Source organism: Caulobacter sp. SRI_014 (genome assembly GCF_057586315.1).
This window is the reverse complement of record NZ_JBYCZQ010000007.1, coordinates 1-23475: the sequence shown is the minus strand read 5'-3', so window position 1 is coordinate 23475 and position 23475 is coordinate 1. Positions and strand designations below refer to the sequence as shown.

The window sequence follows — 23475 nt, the reverse complement described above, 5'->3', positions numbered from 1 at the left end:
ACCGGACGCGACCCTAGGCCGGTTCGCCGCCGGGGTTAAGCCGCCCGATTGACGGGGCCGGAACCGCCTGATCCAAAGCGGCGAAGGAATCGGAACGCCGTCGCATGAGCGCCAACACCCGCGTCGTCCTCGCCAGCGATCACCACGGCATTGGGCTGCGCCAGGTCGTCGCCGCCCACATCGCGGCCAAGGGCTGGACCGTGGTCGACATCGGCCCGACGGGCCCGGGCAGCGTCGACTATCCCGAGCAGGGCGAGGCGGCGGCCAGGCGGGTCGCCTCGGGCGACTGCCGGTTCGGCATCATCCTGTGCGGAACCGGCCAGGGGATCATGATGGCGGCCAACAAGGTCAGGGGCATCCGCTGCGGCGTCTGCGCCGACCCTTACTCGGCCGGCATGATCCGCCGGCACAACGACGCCAACATGCTGTCGATCGGCGCGCGCCTCGTCGGCGAAGGCCTGGCGCTGGAGATTGTCGACGCCTTCCTCGCCGCCCCCTTCGACGGCGGCCGGCATGGCGCCCGGGTGGCGATGATCGAGGCCCTGGAGGGCTGACGCCGACCAGACTCCGACCTCGTAGGGACGGTGGGACTCGAACCCACACGCCTTGCGGCTGCGGCTTTTAAGGCCGCTGCGTCTACCATTCCGCCACGTCCCCGCCCGGCCCTGTCTAGAGCGCGTTCCGATAAGTGGGAACCGGTTATCGGACAAAACGCGCGACTCGGAAAACCCGAACCGGCGGGGGATGGCAAGCGGCGGCGACTACTGCTTGGGAACCATTGCCGGCTTGACGCCGCCCTGGCCCCACAGGGTGGTGTCCATCGTCCGTTGGGCGGCGTCTTCCCGCTCGGCCCAGGCGAAGGCGGTCAGGCAGACCTTCTTCGGCCGCACGGCGCCCAGCACCAGGGTCTTGCGGCAGACGATGCGGTTGTGATCCAGCCGACCAGGCGCACCGACCGGCACGCGGGCGGTGTCGCCGGTGTTGGACACCCTCATGGCGGACATATCCGTCGGCGCGGCAAACAGGGCGCCGATCAACGCGGGAACGAGAAGACTCATGTCGACCTCCTTCACCTTAGATCAGGCCAAGGAGTGTACGCCGAACAGCGGTCGTTCGAAAGCCGCTACTTGGGATCCTTCGGACCGTCTTGCCAGCCGAAGTCGTCCTTGGTGCCGGCCGTGCGGCGACCGGGGTCGGTCATCTGCTCGACCTGATCCTTGAGCTGCTCGCGCTGGGCGACCGTCATGCAGACCTTCTGTGGCCGGTTCGAACCGACCACATGCTCGCGCTTGCAGACGATGCGGTCGGGATCGTTCAGCGAGTCCTTCTTGATGCCTTCGACCGGCGCCGGCTTGGGATCATCAGGGGTGTCGACCTGGACCGGGCTGACCGTCGGGCCCGGCACGCCTTGCGCCAGCGCCGGCGTTGCCAGACCGAGGGCCATCAGGCCGATGAGCAGAGGTTTCATCCTGGGTCTCTCCAACAGGGCGCCGGCCGTCAGGGCTTGGGATCGGCGCTGAAGTCGTTGCGGGTCCCGGCCGTGCCGTCAGCCGGGCCCGGCTCCGTCTGGGCGAGCGCCGGCCTGACCAATCCGAGGACCAGAAGGCTGAAGATAATCTGTTTCATCGCCCCCCCTGGCTACGAAGACTAGTTGCCGTTTTCGGCAGCCGTCTGACGCAGCGTCGCTTCATCGGCGACCGTGCGGTTGCCCGGATCGGTCAGTTTTTCGGCGTCGTCCTTCAGGCGCTGGCGCTGGGCGACGGTCATGCAGACCTTCTGCGGACGGTTTGAGCCGACCACGTGCTCGCGGGTGCAGACGATGCGGTTGGGATCATCGAGCGCCTTTTTCTTGGCGGCGGCCGGATCAACCAGCGGGGCCTGGGCCAGGGCGGGCGAAGCGACGAGAAGAAGGGCGGCGGCGACAAACGCGATGCGCATGGGGGAGGTTACTCTCGAGGATGCTCAAAATGTTGGCGCCCAAGGTGCCGGTTACTCGCCCCGGGTGTCAAGGAAGGTAATGTTTCCGATACCTTCCGCCGCAAGGGCTGCCTCCAGATCGCGCCGCGCCTGCTCGACCTGAGCCAGATCGCGGCCACGGATGACCAGCTGGCTGCCGTAACCGGCCGACGAGAAGAAGGGATAGCTGCCCAGGGACAGGTCCGGATGGGCCTTGGCCACGCGTTCCAGCGGGGCGGCCATGGCCCCCTCCCCCGTGCCTTCGACCCGCAGGGTCTGGGAGATCACCACCGCTCCCACCCGCAGCCGGGGCCCGACGTCCTCCAGCATGCCGCGCATGATCGACGGCACCCCGGCCAGGACGAAGACATTGCCGATCTGAAAGCCGGGCGGGCCCTGGACCGGGTTCTTCACCAGCGTGCCGCCCTCCGGCACCCGCGCCATACGGCGGCGGGCGGCGTTCAGCTCGCCCCCCCAGCGGGCGGTCATCATGGCGATGATCTCGGGATGCTCGTACAGCGCCACGCCAAACGCCTTGGCCACGCAGTCTGCGGTGATGTCGTCGTGGGTCGGCCCGATGCCGCCGGTGGTGATGAGATAGTCGTAGCGCTCGCGCAGATGATTGACCGCCGCCACGATCTCCGCCTCGTCGTCGGCCACGACCCGCGCTTCGGCCAGGTCGACGCCGTACTGGGCGATGTAGCGGGCGATGGCGTTGAGGTTGGTGTCCTGGGTCCGGCCCGACAGGATCTCGTCGCCGATGATGAGGACCGCCGCCGTCACCCGTTCCTGGCTCGCCATCGAGGCCGTCCTTCCCTACATCGCTGTCCGCAACGATCTAGAGCGCGCATGGACCTGCCTCAACCCTTAAGCCGCGGCCGGCTGGTCAGCCGCTACAAACGCTTCTTCGCCGACGTCATTCTGGACGACGGTCGGGCGGTGACGGCCCATGTGCCCAACCCGGGCGCGATGCTCGGACTGAGGGACGCCGGCATGGGCGTCTGGCTGTCGTTCTCGAGCGATCCCAAGCGCAAGCTGCCCTGGACCCTGCAGCTGGTCGAAGCCGACGGCGGCCTGGTCGGGGTCAACACGATGAACCCCAACAAGCTGGTGGCCGAAGCCCTGGCCAAAGGCTCCATCCGCGAGCTGACCGGCTACGCCGTGCGGCCGGAGGTGAAGTACGGCGAGGCCAGCCGCATCGACTTTCTGCTGACCGATCCCGACCGGCCGTCCTGCTGGCTGGAGGTCAAGAACTGCCACTATCGCCGCGATGGGACCCTCGCCGAATTCCCCGACTGTGTCGCGGCCCGCAGCGCCAAGCACCTGCGCGAGCTGGAGGCGATGGTGGCGGCCGGCGACCGGGCCGTGGTGCTATTCGTCGTCCAGCGCACCGACTGCGACGCCTTCAGCGCCTGCGCCGACCTCGACCCGGTGTTCGCCGCCGCCCTGGGCCAAGCCGCCGACGCCGGGGTCGAGGTGCTGGTCTACGCCTGCGCCATGGGGACCGACCGCATCGAGATCGAACGCCGCATCACCTGGCGGCGCTAGGCCCGGTCGGTGATCCCCCGCGGCAGGGCATCGGCATCCGTGCGTCGCCTGGATGCCTCAATCGGCTTTGGCGCCCTCAACCAATTGCCGGTAGTTGTCGACGACGTCGCGAGCGGACTCCCGTGTCTCCACCCGCTCGCTCTGTATTCCCGCCGGGTCACAGACTGCTTTCATCATCAGGTCGCCGGTGGACCGAGGGATTAGAGGTTTCCACTCACTCTGAACGTCCATGGCCCGGATCACGCTGCCATCGGCATTGTGTAAGGTCGGCGACACGCTTCGGGATAACTGCTTCTCGCAATCAAACTCTTCGCGGCTCGTGATGAAGGCGACTTTCAAGTCGACGATCTCAAATGGCTCCGGCTTGGCCATAACCATCAAGGCCGAAGCCAGCGACCCATCCCTCTTCACTGACGAGACTTCGAACGCCGACAGATAGTTCCTGTCCCTGACCGTGATGAAGTAGTCGGCCGCGTTCGCGGTCCCGGTAACCGCTAGACCCAAGGCCGCCACGGCGCCTGCAACCGATATCTTCATCACCTGCCCCCGGGAAACCTGGTCGACCCGAGTCAACAACGTCTCGACCATAACGCCCTTGGCTCGCCAGCCGACCCAAGCGGCGCTGCACGGTATGATCTGGATCGGAGATTTTGGGAACACCCAGAAGGGGGCCTACGAGCGCTAGGCCCGAGCCGCGTCCGCCTTCGCGAAATGGGCCATCTGGTCGGCGTAGGCCTTCCGGAACGCCGGGCGGGCCGTGGCGCGGGCGACGTAGGCCTTGCAGGCCGGATAGCCGGTCAGACCGTCCAGGCGATCGACGATGCGCAGCACGTCGGCCATCATGATGTCGGCTATGGAGAAATCGCCGGCCAGCCAGTCGCGCCCCGCCAGCACCGCCTCCATCCGCTGCAGCCGCAGGGTCGCGAAGTGGTCGATGAAGTCCCAGGCCGGGCTTGGCTGGTTGCGGCCCATCATGGTCAGCAGGGTCCAGTGCTGGGTCGCGGCCTCGACCGAGGCGAAGGCGGCGAACAGCCATTCCTTGGCTTCCTTGCGCGCCACAGGGTCGGTTGGCAGCAGGATGGCGCTCTTCTCCCCCAGATGCAGCAGCATGGCCCCGGTCTCGAAGACCGAAATGTCTCCGTCGGTCAGCCACGGCGTCTGGGCGAACGGCTGGTGGGCCAGATGCCCGGGGCCTCGCTCGTCGAAGGGCGTGCTCTCTACCCTGTACGGCAACCCCGCCTCCTCCAGCGCCCAGCGCAGGCGGATGTCGCGGACATGGCCGCGCGGCATTTCCGGCACCCAGTCGTAGGTGATCAGGACGATTTCGCTCATACGGCCTCTCCCAGGAATTTCGAAAGTTCGTCGAGGAAGCCGCTCCAGCCCCTGGCGTGACTGGTGCGGTGCGGCTCGTCGGGCAGCTGTTCATGGGTGAGGGTGAGTTCGGTTCCGCCCTCGACCGGCGCCAGCAGGATGGTGACCACGGAGTCGGCCTCCCCGGCCAGTTCCCAGGTGAAGACCAGCTTCTGCTCCGGAACGATCTCGCGGTAGGTCCCGGTGGGGTTGCCCTCCATGTCGTTGAGCATCCGGAAGACGACGCTGTAGCGGCCGCCAAGGCGCACGTCAGCCTCGGCGCTGAGCGTCTGACCGGCGTCGGGACCCCACCACAGGGCCATCTGCGCCGGGTCGGTCACCGCCGCCCAGATGCGGGCTGGCGAGGCCTTGAGGCGGCGAACGAGCGTCACACTGGGCAGGGTCACGACGGATCCTCCTGCTCGACCAGGGCCGTCAGCCGGTCGAGGCCGGCGCTCCAGAACCGCTCGTAACGCTCGAGCCAGGCCATAGCCTCGCGCATCGGCCCGGCGGCCAGATGCACCGCCACGGTCCGGCCGGTCTTCTTGCGGGTGATCAGGCCTGCGTCCGACAGCACATCGAGGTGTTTGCTCAGGCCGGGCAGCTTTAGCGCGTGCGGCCGGGCCAGCTCGCTAACCGACAGGCCGGACTCGGCCATCAGCCGTTCGAGCACATATCGCCGTGTCGGATCGGCGAGGGCCGCGAAGGTGCGGTCCATGTCGCCGGATTGATACTTCACCATGTGGCGAAGTGTTGTCGACCTCGGCGGCCGAGTCAACCGCCCTCAGTCGCCCCAGACCAGAACCCGCCAGGCCGGACCGAGCTCTCGCGCCAGGTCCTCGCCCAGCCGGCGCCCCTCCGCCCGGAAGGCCGCCTCATCGTCCGGGGCCATGGGCGGGGAATTGCCGGGATCGTCCCAGTCAAGGCCAGCGTCGAAGGTCTCGGCCCAGGCCAAGAGCCGCGCCCGCAAGTCCGCAGACAGGAGCAGGTCCGCCGGGTCGATGTTGTCGCCCGACTCCCATAGCGGCCAGCAATGGTAGTCGGGCATCAGCTTCAGAATGCGCATGGCCGTTTCCTAGCACGGGCTTGGCCCGGCCGTGGGTGACATGCTATCGCCCTCCCCGGTCGGCAGTTCACCAAGGCGTCGCTGTCCCATCCGGGAAGCTAAACCTGCCACTTCGAACCCCTTCGTCACCTGCTTGTCCCGTGCCGAAGTCGTAAGTCAGCGACCACGACCGATCCTCACTGGATCGCCTCGGCATGACGAGGATGAGTGATGAGAGACGTAGTCCCCTTCGCCGCGCCCGACATTTCGGCGCTGGCCAAGACCCTGAGCCGTGAACTCGGCGCGCTTGAGCAGCTGCCCAGCCATGTGCAGTTGCTCAATATCCTGGCCCGGGCCGCCGGCCATCGGAACTACCAGGCCATGAAGGCTCAGCATGAGGCCGGCGGGCGGCTGGCCGCCCGGGCCAAGCCGCCGGAGCTGGTCGATCATCGCCTGGTCGAGCGGACGGCGCGATACTTCGACGAAACTGGCAGGTTGGTCAGCTGGCCGTCGAAGGTCAGCCTGCAGCGGTTGTGCCTGTGGGTGATGTGGTCGCGGCTGCCGGCGGAGTCGGAGCTGAACGAACGCCAGATCAGCGAACGGCTGCAGGCCGAGCACCTGTTCGGCGACCCGGCCATCCTGCGGCGCGATATGGTCGGTCAGGAACTGCTCAGCCGCACGCGGGACGGCAGCATCTACCGCCGCGTGGAGCGGCGGCCGCCGCCCGACGCCCTGGCGCTGATCCGACAGACCAGCGCCCTCGTGCCTTAGGGCTGGGTCGGGATCGGCATGATCGGCATCACCTCGACGCCTTCGCCGGGGAAGATGGCGAAGTGCGGGTGGTTCAGGAACAGGCGGGCGGCCTCGTCATGGTCGGCCGCCTCGACCACCACGAACCCGGCCAGCAGGTTGGTGATGTCCTGCACCCCGGCCCTGGAGGCCTTCTTGGTCTTGCCGAGCGGGCCGCCGGTGACGACGACGCGGCCGGCGTTGTCCTCCATCCACTGTCCCCAGGCGGCCATGCCGCGGCCGATCTCGGCCGGGTCCATGTCGCCCGGACCCACAGTATTGTTGGGGTTGCCGGTATAGACGGCGAGAAACTGGGGCATGGGAATTCTCCGGGTTGAGCGGCCCCTGTCAGGCCGGCTCGTGTTGCTTGAAGACGGTCAGCTGGGCGTCCATGGCCCGCTTGAAGGCGGGCCGGGCCGTGCAGCGATCGAGATAGGCCTCGAGGTTGGGGAACTTCGACAACAGTTCGGTGCGGTCGACCTCGCGCAGCACCGTGGCCATGATCAGGTCACCGGCCGTGAACCGGCCCTCCAGATAGTCCTTGTCGCCCAGGCTGGCGCTGAGCTGCTGCAGCCGCTGGGTCAGGGCCGCCACCACCTGAGGCCGGCGCTCGACCGTCCAGGCTTCGCCCTTATGGAACAGGTCGATGTCGCCCATCTGGCCGGTGTGGATCTCGATGGAGTTCAGCGCCGCCAGCACCCAGGTGATGACCCGGGCCCGGCCGGCGTCATCGCGGGGCGCCAGGGCTTCGTATTTCTCGGCCAGAAAGATGACGATGGCGCCGGACTCGAACATCTCGACCTCGCCGTCGCGATAGGCCGGGACCTGGGCGAAGGGCTGCCAGTCACTGTAGGCCTCGCCCTTGTTCATGACGTCGACGAGCGCGGCCTCGTAGGGCACGCCGGCCTCCTCCAGCGCCCAGCGCACCCGCAGGTCGCGCACGAAGCCCTGGGCGAAGTCGGGCACCCATTTATAGGCGCTTACCTGGATGGTCATCGGTCTACTCCTCTTCACTCACAGGGCGGCGGCGCGGGCGCGGCCAGGGCGCTGAGGCCCCGGCGCAGCTGGGCCGGTTGATCGGGGTCGAGCTCTGCCTCGAGGCCGGCGTGCAGGCGCGTCCAGATCGGCAGGGCGGCGACCAGGCGGGCGTGGCCGGCCGGGGTCAGGGCGATGCGGCGGGCGCGCTGGTCGGCCGGATCTGGCGCGGCGCGGGTCAGGCCCTCGCGCTCCAGCACCTTGAGGGCGGCGGTCAGGGTGGTGCGGTCGGCGCCGAGCAGTCGGGCCACCTCCCCCATCGTCGCCGGGGCCGGTCGGTTCAGGGCGTTGAGCAGCGAAAACTGGCTGTTGGTCAGCCCGACGGGACGCAGGGCGTCATCGAACCGCCGGGCCAGCACCCGGGCGGCGCGCTGGGCGTGCAGGCATAGGCAATGGTCGCGGATGTGGTGAGTGTCGGCGAAGGCGAGGGTGTCGGTCACGTCGCCTTTTACGTTGATATCAACTTATTGGTCAACGGCGCCTTACCCGTTCTGACGTTTTCGTGCGCGGCCCACTCTTGCTCCAATTTGAAGTTATTGAGGAAATGAGTTGAAACAGAATGGCCTGAGGGCTCGGCGAATCGCCGGCCCCGGCGGGCTGATCGGGAGGCGTCCGAGTTGATCTTGCTGTTGCCATCGGCGCTGGCCGCCACCCTGCTGCTGAGCCTTGTCGGCCAGGACCAACCGGTGCCGACCGTGGCCCCGCCCGTGGCCACCACGCCAATGCCGGCGCCCTATGTCTCCAGCGCAACGCCCGCCCAGGCCCTGTCCTCGGCCCTGGAAGCGGTGCGGCGCAAGGATTTGAACGGGGCCCGCTCGGCCCAGGCCCTGCTGACCGATCCGGTCGCCCGCCGCATCGTCGACTGGGCCATTGTCGATGTCATCGGCAAGGATCTGGGCGAGGCCGAGCTGTCGCGGGCCGTCAACGACTTCGCCGGCTGGCCCCGGCCCGAGGGCCGCCTGGCCGCCCTGCAGGACGCCCACACCGCCGCCCTGCCGCCAGGCCCTGTGCCCTACAAGGCCATCGCCGGCGCCACCGGCAGCGGGGGCGGCTTCAATGCCATGCGCCTGCGCATGAACGACGCCCTGAAGGTCCGCGACGCGGCCGCCGCCTACCGGGCCATCAGCAACCACAGCCTGCGCCCGGGGAGTGTCGATTTCGCCGAGGCCGAGTCCTATGCCGGCTGGCTGGCGCTGAACAAGCTGCGCGACCCGCGCCTGGCCGACACCCATTTCCAGCGGCTGGAACAGAACGTCAAAAGCCCGGTCAGCAAGGCCCGCGCCGCCTACTGGCGCGGCCGCGCGGCCGAGGCCATGGGCGACACCGCCCGGGCTCGGGCCTTCTATGAGCAGGGCGCCGAGCACACCACGACCTTCTATGGCCAGCTGTCGGCCGAGAAGGCCGGGCGCACCACCCTGGTTCTGACCCCCGATCCGCAGCCGACGGCCGGGGACCTGGCCGACTTCGAGACCGGCGAGCTGGTCCGCGCCCTGCGCCTCCTGTCCGCCGCCGGCGAGCGCAACCTGGTCCGGGTCTTCGGCCTCTATATGGGCGAGACGGTCGAGACGCCGGTCGAGCTGGCCATGCTGGTCGACACCCTGCGGGGCCTGGGCGAACAGGAGGTCTCGCTGATCGCCTATCGCCGGGGCGCCCAGCGCGGCCTGATCCTGCACGAGCGCGGCTATCCCCTGCTGACCCCGCCTTCGGTCTATGGCGGGGCCGAGGACGCCTTCGTCCTGGCCATCGTGCGCCAGGAGAGTCAGTTCGACCCCCGGGTCCGCAGCCACGCCGACGCCCGCGGCATGATGCAGCTGCTGCCCAGCACGGCCCGCGCCACGGCCAGCCGGGTCGGCGTCGCCTGGCAGCCCGAGCGGCTGTGGGAGCCGGACTACAACATGCGCCTCGGCTCCGGCTACCTGGGCCAGATGGTCTCCAACCTCGGCGGCAGCTACGTAATGGCGGCGGCCGGCTACAACGCCGGGCCCGGACGGCCGGTGGCCTGGGTCAAGTTCTGCGGCGATCCGCGCGATCCCAACGGCGACCCGCTCGACTTCCTCGAGTGCATCCCCTTCGCCGAGACGCGCAACTACGTGATGAACGTGCTGTCCAACGTCGAGGTCTATCGCGCCCGCCTGAACCACGGCCAGGCGCCCCTGACCCTGTCCAGAGACATCCGGCGCGGGGTCATGCCGGCGGTGGCGCCGGACGTTCCGGACGGTCCTCAGCCCTACCTGCCCGATGGCCCGCAACCCTATGTGGCGGATCCGACCGCCAGCCGGTAAGTATGCGCCGGGGATTATGAGGGGGGCGCGTTGTGCCGATCGCTGTCGATTATTTCACACCGGGCCGGGTCACACCCAAGCGCACCGTGGCCCAGGTGGCGGAAACCCTCAGCGGCGGCGAGATGCTGGTGCGGCGCGGGCTGGGCTGCTGGATCGACTTCGCCGTCCTGGCCCTGCTCTATTTCGGTCCCGGCTTTCTGACGGGCCAGCGGTTCGACTGGATGATCTGGGTTGGGACAGCACTGGCGGCCGCCTATTTCCCGATCACCGAGGGCCGCTGGGGGCGTTCGCTCGGCAAGGTTCTCACCGGCACCATCGTGGTGCGCGGCGATGGCCGGACGCCCAGCTACCTGCAGGCCATTGTCCGTACCCTGCTGCGGCTGTTCGAGGTCAATCCCTTCCTGCTCGGCGGGCTTCCGGCCGGCATCTGCCTGCTCGTCACGCGCAACAAGCGGCGGCTGGGCGACCTGGCCTCGGCCACCTTCGTCATCCCCTACAGCGAGTGGAAGTACCTGCGCGCCGACGACACCCCGCTCGAGGTCTTCGACTGACCATGTCCGACGGATGGGACGAATCGGCGGCGGCCTGGATCGCCAGCCTGGGCGACAACGGCGACTGGGGTCGGGAGTTCGTCCTCGACGCCCCGATGCTGGCCCGGGTCCGGGCCGCCGCGCCGGCCAACGCCCTCGATGTCGGCTGCGGCGAAGGCCGGTTCTGCCGCATGATGCAGGGCCTGGGGATCGCCACGGTCGGGATCGACCCGACAGAGGCCCTGCTGGACGCCGCCCGGCGGCAGGATCCGGCCGGCGACTACCGCAAGGGCCGGGCCGAGGCGCTGGAGTTTCCGGACGCCAGCTTCGACCTGCTGGTCAGCTACCTGAGCCTCATCGACATCCCGGACGCCGCCGCGGCCATCGCCGAGATGGCCCGGGTGCTCGAACCCGGCGGCCGCCTGCTGATCGCCAACCTGAGCAGCTTCACCTCCGCCGGCATGACCACCGGATGGAGCGACCTGGCCGACGGGCAGCGCGCCTTCGCCTTCGACCGCTATCTCGACGAGTGGGCCGAAGAGGTTGCCTGGAAAGGCATCCAGATCATCAACTGGCACCGGCCGCTTTCGACCTACATGACCCTGTGCCTGGAACAGGGCCTGCAACTGACCCACTTTTCAGAGCCGGAGGCCCACGGCGGCGACCCCTTCCGCCAGGCCCGCCACCGCCGTGCGCCCTGGTTCCTGCTCATGGAATGGGCCAAGCCGGCGGCCTGACGCCCCGCGCATTGAACTTCCATGCTATGATTGCGACATAGGGGCGACCTGCCGCCCGCATAGTTGAAGACTCCATGACCTATTCCGTCGACGACGACATCGAATTCGAGACCCGCACGGGCGAGATCAAGATCCACGGCCCGGAGGGCTTCGAGGGCATGCGCAAGGCCGGCCTGCTGGCCGCCCAGTGCCTCGACATGCTTATCCCGCACGTCGTGCCCGGCGTACTGACCTCGCACCTCGACGACCTGGCCCGGGAGTTCATCCTCGAGCGAGGCGCCCTGCCCGCCTGCCTGTTCTACAAGGGCTACGGCCACACCGTCTGCATCTCGCGCAACCATGTGGTCTGCCACGGCATCCCCGGCGACTGGGCCCTGCGCGAGGGCGACATCGTCAACATCGACGTCACCGTCATCGTCGACGGCTGGCATGGCGACACCAGCCGCATGTACGGCGTCGGCAAGGTGCCGGCCCGCGCGCGGCGCCTGGTCGACATCACCTACGAAGGCCTGCGCCTCGGCCTCGACGCCATCAAGCCGGGCGCCACGCTCGGCGACGTCGGTCACGCCATCCAGAAGTATGTCGAGGCCCAGCGCTGCTCCGTCGTCCGCGACTTCTGCGGCCATGGCCTCGGCCGCGTGTTCCACGACAGCCCCAACGTCCTGCACTTCGGCCGGCCGGGCACGGGCCCGGTGCTGAAGCCTGGCATGTTCTTCACCGTCGAGCCGATGGTGAATCTGGGCAAGCCGCAGGTGAAGGTGCTCAGCGACGGCTGGACGGCGGTCACCCGCGACAAGTCCCTGTCGGCCCAGTGCGAGCACAGCTGCGGCGTCAAGGACGACGGCACGATCGAGATCTTCACCGCCTCGCCGACCGACCAGTTCAAGCCGGAAATCCTCGGCGACTGAAGCGTTGGCGACCCGCGCGATCCTGGCAGCCTGCATCCTGTTGATCGCGGGTTGCGCATCGACCGGGGCCGTCAAGCCTCCGGACGACGTCGACCTCCTGATCTATGAGCCCGAATCTCCGCCCTTCTGCGGTCGGTGCGATACCCTGAAGTTCAGCCTCGCGACCGATGGACGACTGTGGGTCGAACGAGGCCATTGGGCTGGCCACTATCGAAACTGGCGCACCCGCCATGATCTGCGACAAGCGACTCCCGAGCAGACTCGCGAGGCGTGGGCCTCTGTCGCGCCGTTCAAACCCGGCCCGGAAGCGCCCGCCAATACACTGGCCTGTCGGGAAGACGCGCCGGACCAGGGCGGCGCACGGATATCTTGGCGCGTTGGCGGCGAGACGAAGACTTTGGTTCGCAGGGACTGCCAGGACAATGAGGCTACGGAATTGGGAGAGGCGCTCGACGACCTGCCCGCCGTTCTCGGCCTGAAAGACGGTCAGTAGCTCCCCCTTGCCAAACGCGAACGTTTGGGGAACATAGTTGCCCATGCGCCAGTCGTTCGATGATATCGCCACCGGCTCGCTTCTGCTGCCGGACTTCGCCCCGCCGCCGGTCGAGGCGAACCCCAACACTGGCCACCGCGAGCGCCTGCGCGAGCGGGCCCGCAAGGGCGGCCTGACTGCCCTGCCCGACTACGAGCTTCTGGAGTTGTTCCTGTTCCGCTCGATCCCGCAGGGCGATGTCAAACCCCGGGCCAAGGCGCTGCTGACCCGCTTCGGCAGCCTGGCGGCAGTGCTGGCCGCCTCGGTCGAGGATCTCTGCACGGTCAAGGGCATAGGGCCGGCGGTGGCGCTGGACCTGACGGCGCTGCAGGAGGTCACCCTGCGGGCGCACCGCGAGCCGATCGTCAAACGGACGGTAATCTCGTCCTGGACGGCCCTGCTGGCCTACGTGAAGCTGGCCCTGGCCCACGAGCCGCGCGAGCAGTTCCGGGTGCTGTTCCTCGACAAGAAGAACCAGCTGATCGCCGACGAAATCCAGAACCACGGCACCGTCGACCACGCTCCGGTCTATCCGCGCGAGGTGATGCGCCGGGCCCTCGAACTGTCGGCCAGCAACGTCATCCTGGTTCACAACCATCCCAGCGGCGATCCCACGCCCAGCCACGCCGACATCGATATGACCCGCCAGATCGTCGAGGCCGGCCGCACCCTGCGGGTCGGCGTGCACGATCATCTGGTCGTCGGCCGCGAGGGTGTGGCAAGCTTCCGGTCGCTGGGGCTGATGTAGCCCCGCGAGGAACCCTCGCCATGATCGCCTCTCTGGTCGCCGCCCTTTTCCTGACCGCCCAGCCGGTCGCGCCCTGCGACCCCAACCTGCAGGTCTGTCCGGTCATCGATCAAGCCACGGGCCTGCCCAAGGTCTGGCCGGTCGATATCCAGGGCTTCCAGGACGATGTCGAAGCCTGCGTCCATTTCGCCGGCGAGGAGCCCTACGACGCCGCCCGCCGACGCGAGATCGAGGCGGCGATCCGGCGGCACTGCGATGGCTCGGCCCGGGCCTTTCCCCGCCTGCTGAAGCGCTATGAGAAAGCGCCCGACGCGCTGGCCCGCATCAGGGCCATCCAGGCCTTCCGCGAGGCCTCGCTCTAGCCAAACCAAAGGGCCACGGCGTTGCAGCGATGGCGCAACGCCGTGGCGGAAGCTCCTACTTGGCCGGGTTGATCAGATACTTCTCGCCCGTCGCCTTGCGGCTGTAGGCCTTCAGGGTCTCGGGGTTCAGCGCCTCGGCCAGGGAAAGCTCGGCCGTGTAGTGGCTGGCGAAGGTGGTCTTCAGCTCGGCGGCGACGCGGGCGCGCAGGCGGTTCATCACCTCCGGCCCGGCCTTCTGCAGGAAGTAGGTCAAGAGATAGCCGCCCGTGCCCCAGGACAGGCCGACGTTGCGGCCGATTTCGGTCGGACGCAGGTCGAGACCGCCGTAGATGTAGACCTGCTTGTGGGTGGCGCTGCCATAGCGGCTGTAGGTGGTCGCGGTGCGGTTCAGGGCCACCTCCATCGCCGCCAGGATGTCGCCGGCCATCGGGCCGCCGCCGAGGGCGTCGAAGCCGATGGTGGCGCCGGTCTCGGCCAGGGCGTCGACGAGGTCGGCCTTGAAGCTGGGCGTGGTGCTGTCGAGGACGTATTGCGCGCCAAGGTCCTTGAGAATCTTCACCTGCGCGGGACTGCGCACGATGTTGACCAGCGGCACGCCGTCGGCCTTGCAGATCTTGACCAGCATCTGGCCGAGGTTGGAAGCGGCGGCCGTATGGACCAGCGCCTTGTGGCCTTCCATCCGCATGGTCTCGGGGAAGGACAGGGCCGTCAGCGGGTTTACGAAGCAGGAGGCGCCGTCGGCCGCCGTGGCGTCGTCGGGCAGCAGCAGGCAGGCGGCGGCCGGCGCGATCTTGTGGGTGGCGTACATCGAGCCGCCCAGGGCGGCGACCTTCTTGCCGAGCAGGGCCTCGGCCCCCGCCCCGGCGGCGATCACCGTGCCGGCGCCCTCGTTGCCGACCGCCATCGACTCGTCGAGGCGGCCGGCGACCATGGCCTGGCGCTGCGGGGGAATGTCGGCGGTCAGGGTCGGACGGTCCGCGGTTCCGCCGGCCACCAGGGTGTCCAGATCGGCCGGACCGGTCAGCAGACCGAGGTCCGACGGGTTGATGGGCGAGCCCTCCACACGAATGACGACCTGGCCGGCCGCCGGTTCGGGGACCGCCACCTCTTCCAGCGACAGTTCGAGCTTGCCGCCCGAGGTGATCTTCGAGCGCAGTTCCAGACCGGTGGTCATCTCGTCTCTCCCGTTTGTTTTCGTTGTTTCAGGCGTCGGCCAGCCAGGCCAGGTACTCGGGGGTTTGCAACAGGGCCTCGGAGTAGGCCTGCGCCCGACCGTCGTCGCCGCAGATTTTCAGGTCGAGGCCATAGCTTTCGAATCGGGTGGCGACCGGCGTGAAGAAGGCGTCGGCGATCGACCAGGCGCCCAGCAGGAACGGCCCGCCCGAGCGATCCAGCAGCGACAGCCACAGCTCGACGATCCGGCGCACGTCCTTCTGAACCTCGGCGCTGGGTTCGACAGTCGTGCGCAGACCCAGTTCCATCGGATGTTCGCGGCGCAGCGCCCCGAACCCACTGTGCATCTCGCTGGCGGCGGCGCGGGCCAGGGCGCGGTCGACCGGGTCGGCGGGCCAGAGGCCAGGGAATCGCTCGGCCAGATATTCGCAGATGGCCAGCGAATCGACGATCACCACGTCCTGATCCTTCAGCGCCGGCACCAGGCCGGACGGCGAATGCCTGCGAATCTCCGCTGTCGAGGTCTCGACCTCGCGCAGCGGGATCAGGGTCTCGGTGAACAGGGCGCCCGTGTGTTTCAGCACCAGCCAGGGCCGCATCGACCAGGTCGACCAGCGCTTTGTCCCAATGACCAGTTCCATGGCTGTCCCCTGCAAGGTTGGAACGAACGGTATTGGCGCCGCCCCTTATCCGGGCTCTAGTGCGGGGAACAGTTTAGAACAAGCGTTTGAGGAAATCGCCCATGACCGACGCCGCTGTTTCGGCGCCGCCCGAGTCCAAACTGGCCGATCGCGCCGACGACGGACCCGGCATCGAGCCTCTGAGCAAAGGGTTCCGGCGCTATGCGCTGTGGACCCTGATGATCATCTACACGCTGAACTTCCTGGATCGGCAGATCGTCAACATCCTGGCCGAGCCGATCAAGAAGGATCTGCACCTCGCCGACTGGCAGCTGGGCATGATGACCGGCCTGGCCTTCGCGCTGTTTTATACCTTCCTGGGCATCCCGATCGCCCGCAAGGCCGAGAAGTCCAATCGCCCGATCATCATCGGGACCGCCCTGGCGGTGTGGAGCGGCTTCACCATGCTCTGCGGCTTCGCGCAGAACTTCTGGCACCTTGTGTTGGCCCGCATCGGCGTCGGCGTGGGCGAAGCGGGTTGCACCCCGCCGGCCCACTCCCTGATCACGGACTATGTTCCGCGGGACAAGCGGGCCTCGGCCATCGCCTTCTACTCGATCGGCACGCCCCTCGGCAGTCTGATCGGCACGGCGATGGGTGGGCTGATCGCCGACGCCTACGGCTGGCGGGCGGCCTTCCTCGTGGCGGGGGCGCCGGGCCTGCTGTTTGCCTTGCTGACCATCTTCACCCTGCCCGAGCCCAGGAAGAAGCTGACCGCCATCATGGCCGCGAAGGCCACGATCAGCGTGCCGCTGCGTGAGGCGATGCGGGTTCTGGTCTCGAAAAAGACCTTCTGGCTGATCGCTTTCGCCGCCGCCATCAAGGCCTTCATCGGCTATGGCCACGCCCCGTTCACCGCCAGCTTCTTCTTCCGCAGCCACGCGGGTCACATCGCGGACCTGTCGGCCTGGATCACCAGTGTCACGGGCTTCTCCATCGGCCCAATCGGCACCGTGGGCGTGGCGCTGAGCGTGGTCAGCGGCACGGCCGGCGTGTTGGGCGTCTGGCTCGGCGGCGTCATCGCCGACAAGCTGGGGGCCAAGGACCTGCGGGCCTATGTGATCGTCCCGGCCATTGCCTCGCTGATCACCATCCCCATCTACATCACCGCCGTCTCGGTCCCGAGCGCCACGGTGGCGCTGCTGCTCCTGGCCCTGCCGGCCATCATCGGATCCCTCTGGTACGGCCCGGTCTACGCCACCGCCCAGAGCATTGTGCCGCCGCAGATGCGGGCCACCTGCGCGGCTGTCCTGCTGTTCATCATCAATCTCGTCGGGCTGGGCCTCGGGCCGCTGTTCGTCGGCATTGTCAGCGATCTTTGGGCCAGCGGCATCCTGGGCCAAACGGGCCTGAGCCTTGCCGACTGCGGCAAGACCATGCTGGAGGTCAACAAGGCGGCCTGCGGCGTGGCTCAGGCCGAAGGCCTGCGCTGGGCCATGATCGTCTCGATGGGCTTCAACGTGCTCGCCTTCGCCCTCTTCTGGATGGCCCGAAAGACGATCCGCGAAGAGATGGTCAGCTGACCGCAGCGACAACGACACAACAACGATAAGCCGCCTCGACGCGGAGAGGAAACCGATGACCGAAGTCGTAGAAGGCCCGGCGCCCGCCGCCCCTGCCGAGAGCTACCCCGGCCAGGGGACCAAGCCCTATCGCGCCTATGTGCTGATGGCGCTGCTGACGGTCTATACCTTCAATTTCATCGACCGGGTGGTGATCGCCATCCTGCAGGAGCCGATCAAGCAGGAGTTCGGTCTCACCGACCTGCAACTGGGTCTGCTCGGCGGGCCGGCCTTCGCCGTGCTCTACACCTTCCTCGGCATCCCGATCGCGCGGCTGGCCGAGAAGCACAACCGGATGACCATCCTGGCCCTCTGCGTCGCCCTGTGGAGCGGTATGACGGCCGCCTGCGGCCTCGCCACCTCCTACATGACCCTGCTGCTGGCGCGGGTCGGGGTCAGCATCGGCGAGGCCGGCTGCACGCCCTCGGCCCAGTCGGTGATCAGCGACTATTTCCCGGCCGAGAGCCGCGCCACGGCCATCTCTATCTACGCGCTTGGCGTGCCGGTGGGTTCGATGCTGGCCGCCATCGGCGGCGGCCTGATGATGGAGTATTTCGGCTGGCGCGAGGCCTTCCTGGTCCTGGGCCTGCCCGGCCTGCTGCTGGCCATCGTCATCAAGCTGACGGTCAAGGAACCGGAGCGGGGCGGCATCGGCGCCGCCAAGGTCGAGACCCCCGGTTTCGGCGCGGCCTTCGGCATCCTCATGAAGAAGCCCACCTTCTGGCACGTGGCGCTGGGGTCCGCCGTGGCCTCCTTCGTGGGCTACGGGGTCGGTCAGTACCTCAACTCGTTCCTGATGCGGACACACAAGCTGACCGGCCTGGAGGCATCGCAGCTTTCCGGCATCGTGCTCGGCGTGGCCGCGGCCTTCGGCACCTTCCTGGCCGGCTGGCTGGCCGACCGGATGATCAAGCGCCACCCCAATGCCCTGGCCTGGCTGCCGGCCCTGGGCTTCGTCATCGCCACCCCTTTCTACCTGGTCGGCTACTCGGTTCCGAACCTGTGGATCGGCGTGCCGTTCATGATCGTCGGGGCCATCACCCACTACTTCTACCTGGGCTGCATGTACGCCTCGGTGCAGGGCATCGTCGCCCCGCGCATGCGGGCCACCTCGACCGCCATCCTGCTGTTCATCGTCAACCTGCTGGGCTACGGCCTCGGCCCGCCGGTCATCGGCGCACTCAGCGACTTCCTCGCGGGCACCAACCTGCAGGCGGCCGGCCTGACCCTCGCCGACTGCGGCAAGACCATGCTGGCGGCCAACAAGGCGGCCTGCGCCGTCGGTTCGGAATTCGGCCTGCGCTGGTCGATCTTCATCGGCCTGTTCGGCTACCTCTGGGCCGCCGTCCACTTCCTGCTGGCCTGGAAGACCCTGCGGCGCGACTGGGTCGGTTGACACGAGGGCGCATGGGAGCCATCAGGCGCCCATGATCCCGCGCTATTCACGCCCCGAAGCGGCGGCCATCTGGTCGCCGCAGACCCGCTATTCGATCTGGTTCGAGATCGAGGCCCACGCCGCCGACGCCATGGCCGAGCTCGGGGTCATCCCCAAGTCGGCCGCCGAGGCCATCTGGGAAGGCGGCAAGGGCAAGATCTGGGACGCCGACCGCATCGACGAGATCGAGCGCACGACCAAGCATGACGTCATCGCCTTCCTGACCCATGTCGCCGAGGTGGTCGGCCCCGAGGCCCGCTTCCTGCACCAGGGCATGACCAGCAGCGACGTGCTCGACACCTGCCTGTCGGTGCAGATGGCCCGGGCCACCGACCTCCTCATCGAGGACGTCGACCTGGTGCTGGCCGCCCTCAAGCGCCGGGCGCTGGAACACAAGTTCACCCCCTGCACCGGCCGCAGCCACGGCATCCACGCAGAGCCGACCACCTTCGGCCTCAAACTGGCCGGCCACTACGCCGAGTTCGTGCGCGCCAAGGAACGGCTGGCCATGGCCCGCTTCGAGATCGCCACCTGCGCCATCTCCGGCGCCGTCGGCACCTTCGCCAACGTCGATCCGGCGGTTGAGGCCCATGTCGCCGAAAAAATGGGCCTGGCCGTCGAGCCGGTCTCGACCCAGGTCATCCCGCGCGACCGCCACGCCGCTTGGTTCGCCGCCCTGGCCGTTGTCGCCAGCAGCATCGAGCGCCTGGCCGTCGAGATCCGCCACCTGCAGCGGACCGAGGTCCTCGAAGCCGAGGAGCCCTTCGATCCGGGCCAGAAGGGCAGCTCGGCCATGCCCCACAAGCGCAACCCGATCCTGACCGAGAACCTGACGGGCCTCGCCCGCCTGGTCCGCTCGGCCGTCGTCCCGGCCCTGGAGAACGTCGCCCTCTGGCACGAGCGCGACATCAGCCATTCCTCGGTCGAGCGCGGTATCGGCCCCGACGCCTCGATCCACCTCGACTTCGCCCTGCGCCGCCTGGCCGGCGTCGTCGAGCGGCTGGTGATCTACCCCGAGAACATGCTGAAGAACCTCGACCGCCTGGGCGGCCTGGTCCACAGCCAGCGGGTCATGCTGGCCCTGACCCAGAAGGACGTGTCGCGGGAAGAGGCCTATTCGGCCGTCCAGTCGAACGCCATGAAGGTCTGGCGCGGCGAGGGAAAGTTCATCGACTTCCTCAAGGCCGACCCGTTCGTCTCGGCCAATATGTCGGGCGCCGAACTCGAGGCCCTGTTCGACAACGGCTACCACTTCAAGCACGTCGACACGATCTTCACCCGCGTGTTCGGGGTTCAGGGCTGAGCCAGCCCCCAGCCAGCCAAACTCCGGCCAGAAAGGCCGGCTTCCCGCCGGTCTTCGCCCCGGACGCCCGACTGCTGATTCTCGGCAGCCTGCCGGGCGACGCCTCCATCGCCCGCAGCCGCTACTACGGTCACCCCCAGAACGGCTTCTGGCGACTGGTCGGCGAGGTCCTCGGCGTCGATCTGGCCGCGATGGACTATGAGGCCCGCCTCGAGGCCCTGAAGGCCCACCACATCGCCCTCTGGGACGTCATCGCCAACGCCCATCGTCCGGGCAGCCTCGACGCCGCCATCCGCCAGGAGCGGACCAACGATCTGGTCAGCCTGATCGGCTCATTGCCTGACCTCAGGGCCGTCGCCTTCAACGGCGGCACGGCCGCCAAGCTCGGCCTCAAGGCCGTGGCCCCGGTCAGCCCCGACATCGAGCGGATCACCCTGCCCTCATCCAGCTCGGCCCACGCCGCCCTGCCCTTCGAACGCAAAACGGCCGCCTGGCTTGCGCTCAGGCGGCCGCTCGGGCTCGTCGCGGACGACGAAGCTTAGCTGTTCTTGATCGACTCGCGGGCCTGGGCCAGCAGCTCGTCCATCTTCATGCGCACTTCGCCCTCGGTGGTTTCGAGGCCGGACCCCTTCAGGTCGCCCCACACCTTGCGCAGCACGTCCTCGTCGCCCGGCATCTCGAAGTCGGACTTGACGACGGCGCGCACGTACTCTTCCGGGGTCTCCAGGCCCATCAGGCCGGCAGCCCATTCGCCCAACATCCGGTTGCGCCGGGCGGTGGCCTTGAATTCCTGTTCGGCATCGAGGGCGAACTTGCGCTCGAAGCCCTTTTCGCGATCGTCGAAGGTGGTCATAGAAATCCCGAAACCTATTGTGCGGCGCGGTGCATAGCGCGCGCGGGCGCCGCCCGCAATGACAACCGGAGCAACCATGGTCAACGACGACACCGCTATCGGAGACGTGATCGACGGCATGTACGCCATGATCAGCGGCCCGGCCGGCCCTCGGGACTGGGACCGGCAGGCGGAATTGTTCCATCCGGACGCCCGCCAGATGCGCACTGGCGTCGGTGAGGACGGCAAGCCCTGGATCGTCATCATGGGCCTGGAACAGTACCGGCGGGACACCCAGCCCTTCTTCGACACCGGCCCCTTCTTTGAGGTCGAACTGGCCCGGCGCATCGAGGTGTTCGGCAACATGGCCCACGCCTGGAGCCACTATGAAGCCAAGCGCGACCCCGCCGACCTGGTGCCGGAGCGCCGGGGGGTCAATTCCATCCAGCTGTTCAAGGGCGAGGATGGCGTCTGGAAGATCATCTCGATGATCTGGGACAACGAGCGCCCCGGCCTTTCATTGCCGCCGCTTTGAGAGTATTCACGCCCACGACCACCCATCCTCGCGATGCGAGTCGGAACCTCGCGCGCTGGCCTCTCGCCCGCGCGCGATTTTCGTTCCGCCGCTCCGTCGCCGCACCCCACCGGGGAGAACCATGACCACCCGCCGCAAGAAGATCTACGAAGGCAAGGCCAAGATCCTGTACGAGGGCCCCGAGCCGGGCACCCTGATCCAGTACTTCAAGGACGACGCCACCGCCTTCAACGCCCAGAAGAAGGCGGTGCTGGAGGGCAAGGGGGTCATCAACAACCGCATCAGCGAGTTTGTGATGACCAAGCTGAACGCCATCGGCGTCGCCAACCACTTCATCAAGCGGCTGAACCACCGCGAACAGCTGATCAAGGAAGTCGAGATCATCCCGCTGGAGGTGATCTGCCGCAACATCGCGGCCGGCAGCCTCAGCAAGCGCCTGGGTCTCGAAGAGGGCACCCCTCTGCCCCGCTCGATTATCGAGTTCTGCTACAAGAACGACGCCCTGGAAGACCCGCTGGTCGCCGAGGAGCACATCACCGCGTTCAACTGGGCCACGACCCAGGACATCGACGACATCATGGCGATGACCCTGCGCATCAATGACTTCCTGACCGGGATGTTCGGCGCCGTCGGCATCACCCTGGTCGACTTCAAGATCGAGTTCGGCCGCGTCTGGGAAGGCGATTTTTCCCGCATCATCCTGGCCGACGAGATCAGCCCCGACAGCTGCCGGCTGTGGGATTCGACGACCAACGAGAAGCTCGACAAGGACCGTTTCCGCCGCGATCTCGGCGACGTCATCGAGAGCTACACCGAGGTGGCCCGCCGCCTGGGGATCATGAAAGACATGCCGACCGTCATCCAGGGGGGACTGCACTAGTGAAGGCCACCGTCCACGTTTTCCTCAAGCCCGGCGTCCTCGACGTGCAGGGCAAGGCGATCGAGAACGCCCTGCATGGGCTCGGCTGGGCGGACGTCAACCACGTCCGCGTCGGCCGGGTTCTCGAGTTCGAGGTCGACGGCGACAAGGCTTCTGCGGAAGCCGAGGTCAAGGCCATGTGCGACAAGCTGCTGGCCAACACGGTGATCGAAAGCTACCGGGTCGAGATCGGCTGAGGCGGGCTTGTTCGCGTTCGGAATGGTCTGGGTCCAGGCTTCGGCAGCCAAGGCTGATCGACATTCATGCCCCGATTTCGCCTCCCATTGCCGTCATCCCGGACGGCCCGCAGGGACGATCCGGGACCCAGGGGCGGCCGTGCTCAGGGCCGGCAGCGGCACGGGTAGTGCCCCGCACCCCCTGGGTCCCGGCTCTCCGCTTCGCTACGGCCGGGATGACGGCGAGGGGATGCGTGCGCCGGGTCATGTAGGGACCGGCCAACTTCTCCCGAAAGGCGCACTCGCGACGCCGACAAGACTCTGCTAAAGGCCGCCGCCATGAAAGCCGCCGTCATCGTCTTCCCGGGTTCCAACTGCGATCGCGACTGCAAGGTCGCCGTCGAGCGCTCCACCGGCGCCCATGTCGACATGGTCTGGCACGGCGACACCCAGCTGCCCGACAACCTCGACCTGATCGTCCTGCCCGGCGGCTTTTCCTACGGCGACTACTTGCGCTGCGGGGCCATGGCCTCGCTGTCGCCGATCATGACCGAGGTCAAGGCGGCCGTGGAACGCGGCGTCGCCACCGTCGGCATCTGCAACGGCTTCCAGGTGCTGTGCGAGGCCGGCCTGCTGCCGGGAGCCCTGCTCCGCAACGCCGGCCTGAAATATGTCTGCAAGCCGGTCGCCCTCGACATCGTCAACGGCCAGACCCGCTTCACCGCCGCCTACCAGGGCCGCCGCGAGGCGGTGATGACGGTCGGCAACGGCGAAGGCAACTACTTCGCCGACGAGGCCACCCTCGACCGGCTGGAGGGCGAGGGCCAGGTGGTGTTCCGCTACAAGGACAACCCCAACGGCTCGGCCCGCGACATCGCCGGCATCATCAACCCGGCCGGCAACGTCATCGGCCTGATGCCCCACCCCGACCGCGCCTTCGAGCCCGAACTGGGCTCGGCCGACGGCGCCCTGCTGTTCCAGAGCGCCCTGGCGAGCGCCTAAACCTCTGAAAACGCTCATCTCCTGAGTGAGCGGTGA

34 protein-coding genes and 1 tRNA gene are annotated in these 23475 nt (G+C 67.9%); 18 read left to right on the top strand and 17 right to left on the bottom strand.

Annotated features, from left to right (window positions below; translation table 11 throughout):
- Positions 1-104 precede the first annotated feature (104 nt).
- Entirely contained in the window at positions 105-554 is a 450-nt protein-coding gene (gene rpiB / locus AC2YG9_RS15445) for a ribose 5-phosphate isomerase B (protein ID WP_487298871.1), read from the top strand.
- 22 nt (positions 555-576) lie between these two features.
- On the opposite strand, the gene AC2YG9_RS15440 is transcribed toward rpiB, so the two are convergent.
- The 6 genes from AC2YG9_RS15440 to AC2YG9_RS15415 all read right to left on the bottom strand — a co-directional run bounded on the left by AC2YG9_RS15440 (position 577) and on the right by AC2YG9_RS15415 (position 2757).
- Positions 577-657 (bottom strand) — tRNA-Leu (locus AC2YG9_RS15440).
- 104 nt (positions 658-761) lie between these two features.
- Positions 762-1058 (bottom strand): hypothetical protein, encoded by a 297-nt coding sequence (locus AC2YG9_RS15435; protein ID WP_487298870.1) that lies wholly within the window; start codon positions 1056-1058, stop codon positions 762-764.
- A 65-nt stretch (positions 1059-1123) separates the two neighbouring features.
- Positions 1124-1468: a hypothetical protein gene (locus AC2YG9_RS15430; protein WP_487298869.1), complete on the bottom strand. Its 345-nt coding sequence runs from the start codon at positions 1466-1468 to the stop codon at positions 1124-1126.
- Positions 1469-1497: 29 nt separating this feature from the next.
- On the bottom strand, positions 1498-1626 hold the full coding sequence (locus tag AC2YG9_RS15425; RefSeq protein ID WP_487298868.1) for a hypothetical protein: 129 nt from the start codon (positions 1624-1626) through the stop codon (positions 1498-1500).
- A gap of 21 nt (positions 1627-1647) precedes the next feature.
- The gene (locus AC2YG9_RS15420) at positions 1648-1938 is read right to left on the bottom strand and encodes a hypothetical protein (RefSeq protein ID WP_487298867.1); all 291 of its coding nucleotides are present in this window, start codon (positions 1936-1938) and stop codon (positions 1648-1650) included.
- A gap of 51 nt (positions 1939-1989) precedes the next feature.
- The gene (locus AC2YG9_RS15415; RefSeq protein WP_487298866.1) at positions 1990-2757 is read right to left on the bottom strand and encodes a competence/damage-inducible protein A; all 768 of its coding nucleotides are present in this window, start codon (positions 2755-2757) and stop codon (positions 1990-1992) included.
- 48 nt (positions 2758-2805) lie between these two features.
- Between AC2YG9_RS15415 and sfsA the strand changes: the two genes are divergently transcribed.
- A complete protein-coding gene (gene sfsA / locus AC2YG9_RS15410) occupies positions 2806-3504 on the top strand; it encodes a DNA/RNA nuclease SfsA (RefSeq protein ID WP_487298865.1) in 699 nt (232 codons plus the stop codon).
- Between the two features lie 57 nt (positions 3505-3561).
- Here the strand turns inward: sfsA and AC2YG9_RS15405 are convergent, their stop codons facing one another.
- From AC2YG9_RS15405 to AC2YG9_RS15385, 5 genes are all read right to left on the bottom strand, one after another.
- Positions 3562-4092: a surface-adhesin E family protein gene (locus AC2YG9_RS15405; RefSeq protein WP_487298864.1), complete on the bottom strand. Its 531-nt coding sequence runs from the start codon at positions 4090-4092 to the stop codon at positions 3562-3564.
- Positions 4093-4185: 93 nt separating this feature from the next.
- The gene (locus AC2YG9_RS15400; protein ID WP_487298863.1) at positions 4186-4836 is read right to left on the bottom strand and encodes a glutathione S-transferase family protein; all 651 of its coding nucleotides are present in this window, start codon (positions 4834-4836) and stop codon (positions 4186-4188) included.
- Positions 4833-5261, bottom strand: coding sequence for an SRPBCC family protein (locus AC2YG9_RS15395; protein ID WP_487298862.1), 429 nt, complete (start codon positions 5259-5261; stop codon positions 4833-4835). Before AC2YG9_RS15395 ends, AC2YG9_RS15400 begins: the two co-directional genes overlap by 4 nt.
- Positions 5258-5596 carry an ArsR/SmtB family transcription factor gene (locus tag AC2YG9_RS15390; protein WP_487298861.1) on the bottom strand — a complete coding sequence of 113 codons (339 nt, stop codon included), beginning with the start codon at positions 5594-5596 and terminating at the stop codon, positions 5258-5260. The genes AC2YG9_RS15395 and AC2YG9_RS15390 overlap by 4 nt, the downstream gene beginning before the upstream one ends.
- Before the next feature lie 42 nt (positions 5597-5638).
- The gene (locus AC2YG9_RS15385; protein WP_487298860.1) at positions 5639-5920 is read right to left on the bottom strand and encodes a hypothetical protein; all 282 of its coding nucleotides are present in this window, start codon (positions 5918-5920) and stop codon (positions 5639-5641) included.
- A gap of 210 nt (positions 5921-6130) precedes the next feature.
- Here AC2YG9_RS15385 and AC2YG9_RS15380 point away from each other — a divergent pair, with 210 nt between their 5' ends.
- Entirely contained in the window at positions 6131-6670 is a 540-nt protein-coding gene (locus tag AC2YG9_RS15380; protein WP_487298859.1) for a DUF2087 domain-containing protein, read from the top strand.
- Here AC2YG9_RS15380 and AC2YG9_RS15375 read toward each other — a convergent pair.
- From AC2YG9_RS15375 to AC2YG9_RS15365, 3 genes are read right to left on the bottom strand one after another with little or no spacing between them, the layout of a single operon-like run.
- Positions 6667-7008: a YciI family protein gene (locus tag AC2YG9_RS15375; RefSeq protein ID WP_487298858.1), complete on the bottom strand. Its 342-nt coding sequence runs from the start codon at positions 7006-7008 to the stop codon at positions 6667-6669. The two genes, AC2YG9_RS15380 and AC2YG9_RS15375, sit on opposite strands and share 4 nt — an antisense overlap.
- A gap of 28 nt (positions 7009-7036) precedes the next feature.
- Positions 7037-7684, bottom strand: a complete 648-nt coding sequence (locus tag AC2YG9_RS15370; protein ID WP_487298857.1) for a glutathione S-transferase family protein — start codon at positions 7682-7684, stop codon at positions 7037-7039.
- Between the two features lie 14 nt (positions 7685-7698).
- Entirely contained in the window at positions 7699-8163 is a 465-nt protein-coding gene (locus AC2YG9_RS15365; protein WP_487298856.1) for a MarR family winged helix-turn-helix transcriptional regulator, read from the bottom strand.
- A gap of 177 nt (positions 8164-8340) precedes the next feature.
- Between AC2YG9_RS15365 and AC2YG9_RS15360 the strand changes: the two genes are divergently transcribed.
- The 7 genes from AC2YG9_RS15360 (at position 8341) to AC2YG9_RS15330 (ending at position 13822) form a co-directional block, all read left to right on the top strand.
- Positions 8341-10005: a lytic transglycosylase domain-containing protein gene (locus tag AC2YG9_RS15360; protein ID WP_487298855.1), complete on the top strand. Its 1665-nt coding sequence runs from the start codon at positions 8341-8343 to the stop codon at positions 10003-10005.
- Between the two features lie 32 nt (positions 10006-10037).
- On the top strand, positions 10038-10556 hold the full coding sequence (locus AC2YG9_RS15355; protein ID WP_487298854.1) for an RDD family protein: 519 nt from the start codon (positions 10038-10040) through the stop codon (positions 10554-10556).
- Positions 10557-10558: 2 nt separating this feature from the next.
- Positions 10559-11272, top strand: coding sequence for a class I SAM-dependent methyltransferase (locus AC2YG9_RS15350; RefSeq protein WP_487298853.1), 714 nt, complete (start codon positions 10559-10561; stop codon positions 11270-11272).
- Between the two features lie 74 nt (positions 11273-11346).
- Positions 11347-12180: a type I methionyl aminopeptidase gene (map, locus tag AC2YG9_RS15345; RefSeq protein ID WP_487298852.1), complete on the top strand. Its 834-nt coding sequence runs from the start codon at positions 11347-11349 to the stop codon at positions 12178-12180.
- A gap of 4 nt (positions 12181-12184) precedes the next feature.
- Positions 12185-12673, top strand: coding sequence for a hypothetical protein (locus AC2YG9_RS15340; RefSeq protein WP_487298851.1), 489 nt, complete (start codon positions 12185-12187; stop codon positions 12671-12673).
- A 43-nt stretch (positions 12674-12716) separates the two neighbouring features.
- Positions 12717-13460: a RadC family protein gene (radC, locus tag AC2YG9_RS15335; protein ID WP_487298850.1), complete on the top strand. Its 744-nt coding sequence runs from the start codon at positions 12717-12719 to the stop codon at positions 13458-13460.
- A gap of 20 nt (positions 13461-13480) precedes the next feature.
- Positions 13481-13822 (top strand): hypothetical protein, encoded by a 342-nt coding sequence (locus AC2YG9_RS15330; RefSeq protein WP_487298849.1) that lies wholly within the window; start codon positions 13481-13483, stop codon positions 13820-13822.
- Positions 13823-13877: 55 nt separating this feature from the next.
- On the opposite strand, the gene AC2YG9_RS15325 is transcribed toward AC2YG9_RS15330, so the two are convergent.
- The gene (locus AC2YG9_RS15325; RefSeq protein ID WP_487298848.1) at positions 13878-14996 is read right to left on the bottom strand and encodes a zinc-binding dehydrogenase; all 1119 of its coding nucleotides are present in this window, start codon (positions 14994-14996) and stop codon (positions 13878-13880) included.
- A gap of 28 nt (positions 14997-15024) precedes the next feature.
- Positions 15025-15636 carry a glutathione S-transferase family protein gene (locus AC2YG9_RS15320; protein ID WP_487298847.1) on the bottom strand — a complete coding sequence of 204 codons (612 nt, stop codon included), beginning with the start codon at positions 15634-15636 and terminating at the stop codon, positions 15025-15027.
- A gap of 101 nt (positions 15637-15737) precedes the next feature.
- On the opposite strand from AC2YG9_RS15320, the gene AC2YG9_RS15315 reads away from it, so the two are divergent.
- From AC2YG9_RS15315 to AC2YG9_RS15300, 4 genes are read left to right on the top strand one after another with little or no spacing between them, the layout of a single operon-like run.
- Positions 15738-17198 carry a spinster family MFS transporter gene (locus AC2YG9_RS15315; RefSeq protein WP_487298846.1) on the top strand — a complete coding sequence of 487 codons (1461 nt, stop codon included), beginning with the start codon at positions 15738-15740 and terminating at the stop codon, positions 17196-17198.
- 55 nt (positions 17199-17253) lie between these two features.
- Positions 17254-18633 carry a spinster family MFS transporter gene (locus tag AC2YG9_RS15310; protein WP_487298845.1) on the top strand — a complete coding sequence of 460 codons (1380 nt, stop codon included), beginning with the start codon at positions 17254-17256 and terminating at the stop codon, positions 18631-18633.
- A 31-nt stretch (positions 18634-18664) separates the two neighbouring features.
- Positions 18665-19975, top strand: coding sequence for an adenylosuccinate lyase (gene purB, locus AC2YG9_RS15305; protein ID WP_487298844.1), 1311 nt, complete (start codon positions 18665-18667; stop codon positions 19973-19975).
- Complete coding sequence (locus tag AC2YG9_RS15300; protein ID WP_487299073.1) at positions 19972-20517, top strand: DNA-deoxyinosine glycosylase; 546 nt, start codon at positions 19972-19974, stop codon at positions 20515-20517. Before purB ends, AC2YG9_RS15300 begins: the two co-directional genes overlap by 4 nt.
- On the opposite strand, the gene AC2YG9_RS15295 is transcribed toward AC2YG9_RS15300, so the two are convergent.
- Positions 20514-20828 carry a DUF1476 domain-containing protein gene (locus AC2YG9_RS15295; protein WP_487298843.1) on the bottom strand — a complete coding sequence of 105 codons (315 nt, stop codon included), beginning with the start codon at positions 20826-20828 and terminating at the stop codon, positions 20514-20516. The two genes, AC2YG9_RS15300 and AC2YG9_RS15295, sit on opposite strands and share 4 nt — an antisense overlap.
- A 76-nt stretch (positions 20829-20904) precedes the next feature.
- Between AC2YG9_RS15295 and AC2YG9_RS15290 the strand changes: the two genes are divergently transcribed.
- From AC2YG9_RS15290 to purQ, 4 genes are all read left to right on the top strand, one after another.
- A complete protein-coding gene (locus tag AC2YG9_RS15290; RefSeq protein ID WP_487298842.1) occupies positions 20905-21342 on the top strand; it encodes a YybH family protein in 438 nt (145 codons plus the stop codon).
- A 121-nt stretch (positions 21343-21463) separates the two neighbouring features.
- A complete protein-coding gene (gene purC, locus AC2YG9_RS15285) occupies positions 21464-22222 on the top strand; it encodes a phosphoribosylaminoimidazolesuccinocarboxamide synthase (RefSeq protein ID WP_487298841.1) in 759 nt (252 codons plus the stop codon).
- A complete protein-coding gene (gene purS / locus AC2YG9_RS15280) occupies positions 22222-22458 on the top strand; it encodes a phosphoribosylformylglycinamidine synthase subunit PurS (protein WP_487298840.1) in 237 nt (78 codons plus the stop codon). The genes purC and purS overlap by 1 nt, the downstream gene beginning before the upstream one ends.
- Positions 22459-22776: 318 nt before the next feature.
- Positions 22777-23439, top strand: coding sequence for a phosphoribosylformylglycinamidine synthase subunit PurQ (purQ, locus tag AC2YG9_RS15275; RefSeq protein ID WP_487298839.1), 663 nt, complete (start codon positions 22777-22779; stop codon positions 23437-23439).
- Positions 23440-23475 lie beyond the last annotated feature (36 nt).

Coding starts and splice junctions, on each gene's coding strand:
- rpiB (WP_487298871.1), top strand. CDS start 105: ATGAGCGCCAACACCCGCGTCGTCCTCGCCAGCGATCACCACGGCATT.
- AC2YG9_RS15435 (WP_487298870.1), bottom strand. CDS start 1,058: ATGAGTCTTCTCGTTCCCGCGTTGATCGGCGCCCTGTTTGCCGCGCCG.
- AC2YG9_RS15430 (WP_487298869.1), bottom strand. CDS start 1,468: ATGAAACCTCTGCTCATCGGCCTGATGGCCCTCGGTCTGGCAACGCCG.
- AC2YG9_RS15425 (WP_487298868.1), bottom strand. CDS start 1,626: ATGAAACAGATTATCTTCAGCCTTCTGGTCCTCGGATTGGTCAGGCCG.
- AC2YG9_RS15420 (WP_487298867.1), bottom strand. CDS start 1,938: ATGCGCATCGCGTTTGTCGCCGCCGCCCTTCTTCTCGTCGCTTCGCCC.
- AC2YG9_RS15415 (WP_487298866.1), bottom strand. CDS start 2,757: ATGGCGAGCCAGGAACGGGTGACGGCGGCGGTCCTCATCATCGGCGAC.
- sfsA (WP_487298865.1), top strand. CDS start 2,806: ATGGACCTGCCTCAACCCTTAAGCCGCGGCCGGCTGGTCAGCCGCTAC.
- AC2YG9_RS15405 (WP_487298864.1), bottom strand. CDS start 4,092: ATGGTCGAGACGTTGTTGACTCGGGTCGACCAGGTTTCCCGGGGGCAG.
- AC2YG9_RS15400 (WP_487298863.1), bottom strand. CDS start 4,836: ATGAGCGAAATCGTCCTGATCACCTACGACTGGGTGCCGGAAATGCCG.
- AC2YG9_RS15390 (WP_487298861.1), bottom strand. CDS start 5,596: ATGGTGAAGTATCAATCCGGCGACATGGACCGCACCTTCGCGGCCCTC.
- AC2YG9_RS15385 (WP_487298860.1), bottom strand. CDS start 5,920: ATGCGCATTCTGAAGCTGATGCCCGACTACCATTGCTGGCCGCTATGG.
- AC2YG9_RS15380 (WP_487298859.1), top strand. CDS start 6,131: ATGAGAGACGTAGTCCCCTTCGCCGCGCCCGACATTTCGGCGCTGGCC.
- AC2YG9_RS15375 (WP_487298858.1), bottom strand. CDS start 7,008: ATGCCCCAGTTTCTCGCCGTCTATACCGGCAACCCCAACAATACTGTG.
- AC2YG9_RS15370 (WP_487298857.1), bottom strand. CDS start 7,684: ATGACCATCCAGGTAAGCGCCTATAAATGGGTGCCCGACTTCGCCCAG.
- AC2YG9_RS15350 (WP_487298853.1), top strand. CDS start 10,559: ATGTCCGACGGATGGGACGAATCGGCGGCGGCCTGGATCGCCAGCCTG.
- map (WP_487298852.1), top strand. CDS start 11,347: ATGACCTATTCCGTCGACGACGACATCGAATTCGAGACCCGCACGGGC.
- radC (WP_487298850.1), top strand. CDS start 12,717: ATGCGCCAGTCGTTCGATGATATCGCCACCGGCTCGCTTCTGCTGCCG.
- AC2YG9_RS15330 (WP_487298849.1), top strand. CDS start 13,481: ATGATCGCCTCTCTGGTCGCCGCCCTTTTCCTGACCGCCCAGCCGGTC.
- AC2YG9_RS15325 (WP_487298848.1), bottom strand. CDS start 14,996: ATGACCACCGGTCTGGAACTGCGCTCGAAGATCACCTCGGGCGGCAAG.
- AC2YG9_RS15320 (WP_487298847.1), bottom strand. CDS start 15,636: ATGGAACTGGTCATTGGGACAAAGCGCTGGTCGACCTGGTCGATGCGG.
- AC2YG9_RS15315 (WP_487298846.1), top strand. CDS start 15,738: ATGACCGACGCCGCTGTTTCGGCGCCGCCCGAGTCCAAACTGGCCGAT.
- AC2YG9_RS15310 (WP_487298845.1), top strand. CDS start 17,254: ATGACCGAAGTCGTAGAAGGCCCGGCGCCCGCCGCCCCTGCCGAGAGC.
- purB (WP_487298844.1), top strand. CDS start 18,665: ATGATCCCGCGCTATTCACGCCCCGAAGCGGCGGCCATCTGGTCGCCG.
- AC2YG9_RS15295 (WP_487298843.1), bottom strand. CDS start 20,828: ATGACCACCTTCGACGATCGCGAAAAGGGCTTCGAGCGCAAGTTCGCC.
- AC2YG9_RS15290 (WP_487298842.1), top strand. CDS start 20,905: ATGGTCAACGACGACACCGCTATCGGAGACGTGATCGACGGCATGTAC.
- purC (WP_487298841.1), top strand. CDS start 21,464: ATGACCACCCGCCGCAAGAAGATCTACGAAGGCAAGGCCAAGATCCTG.
- purQ (WP_487298839.1), top strand. CDS start 22,777: ATGAAAGCCGCCGTCATCGTCTTCCCGGGTTCCAACTGCGATCGCGAC.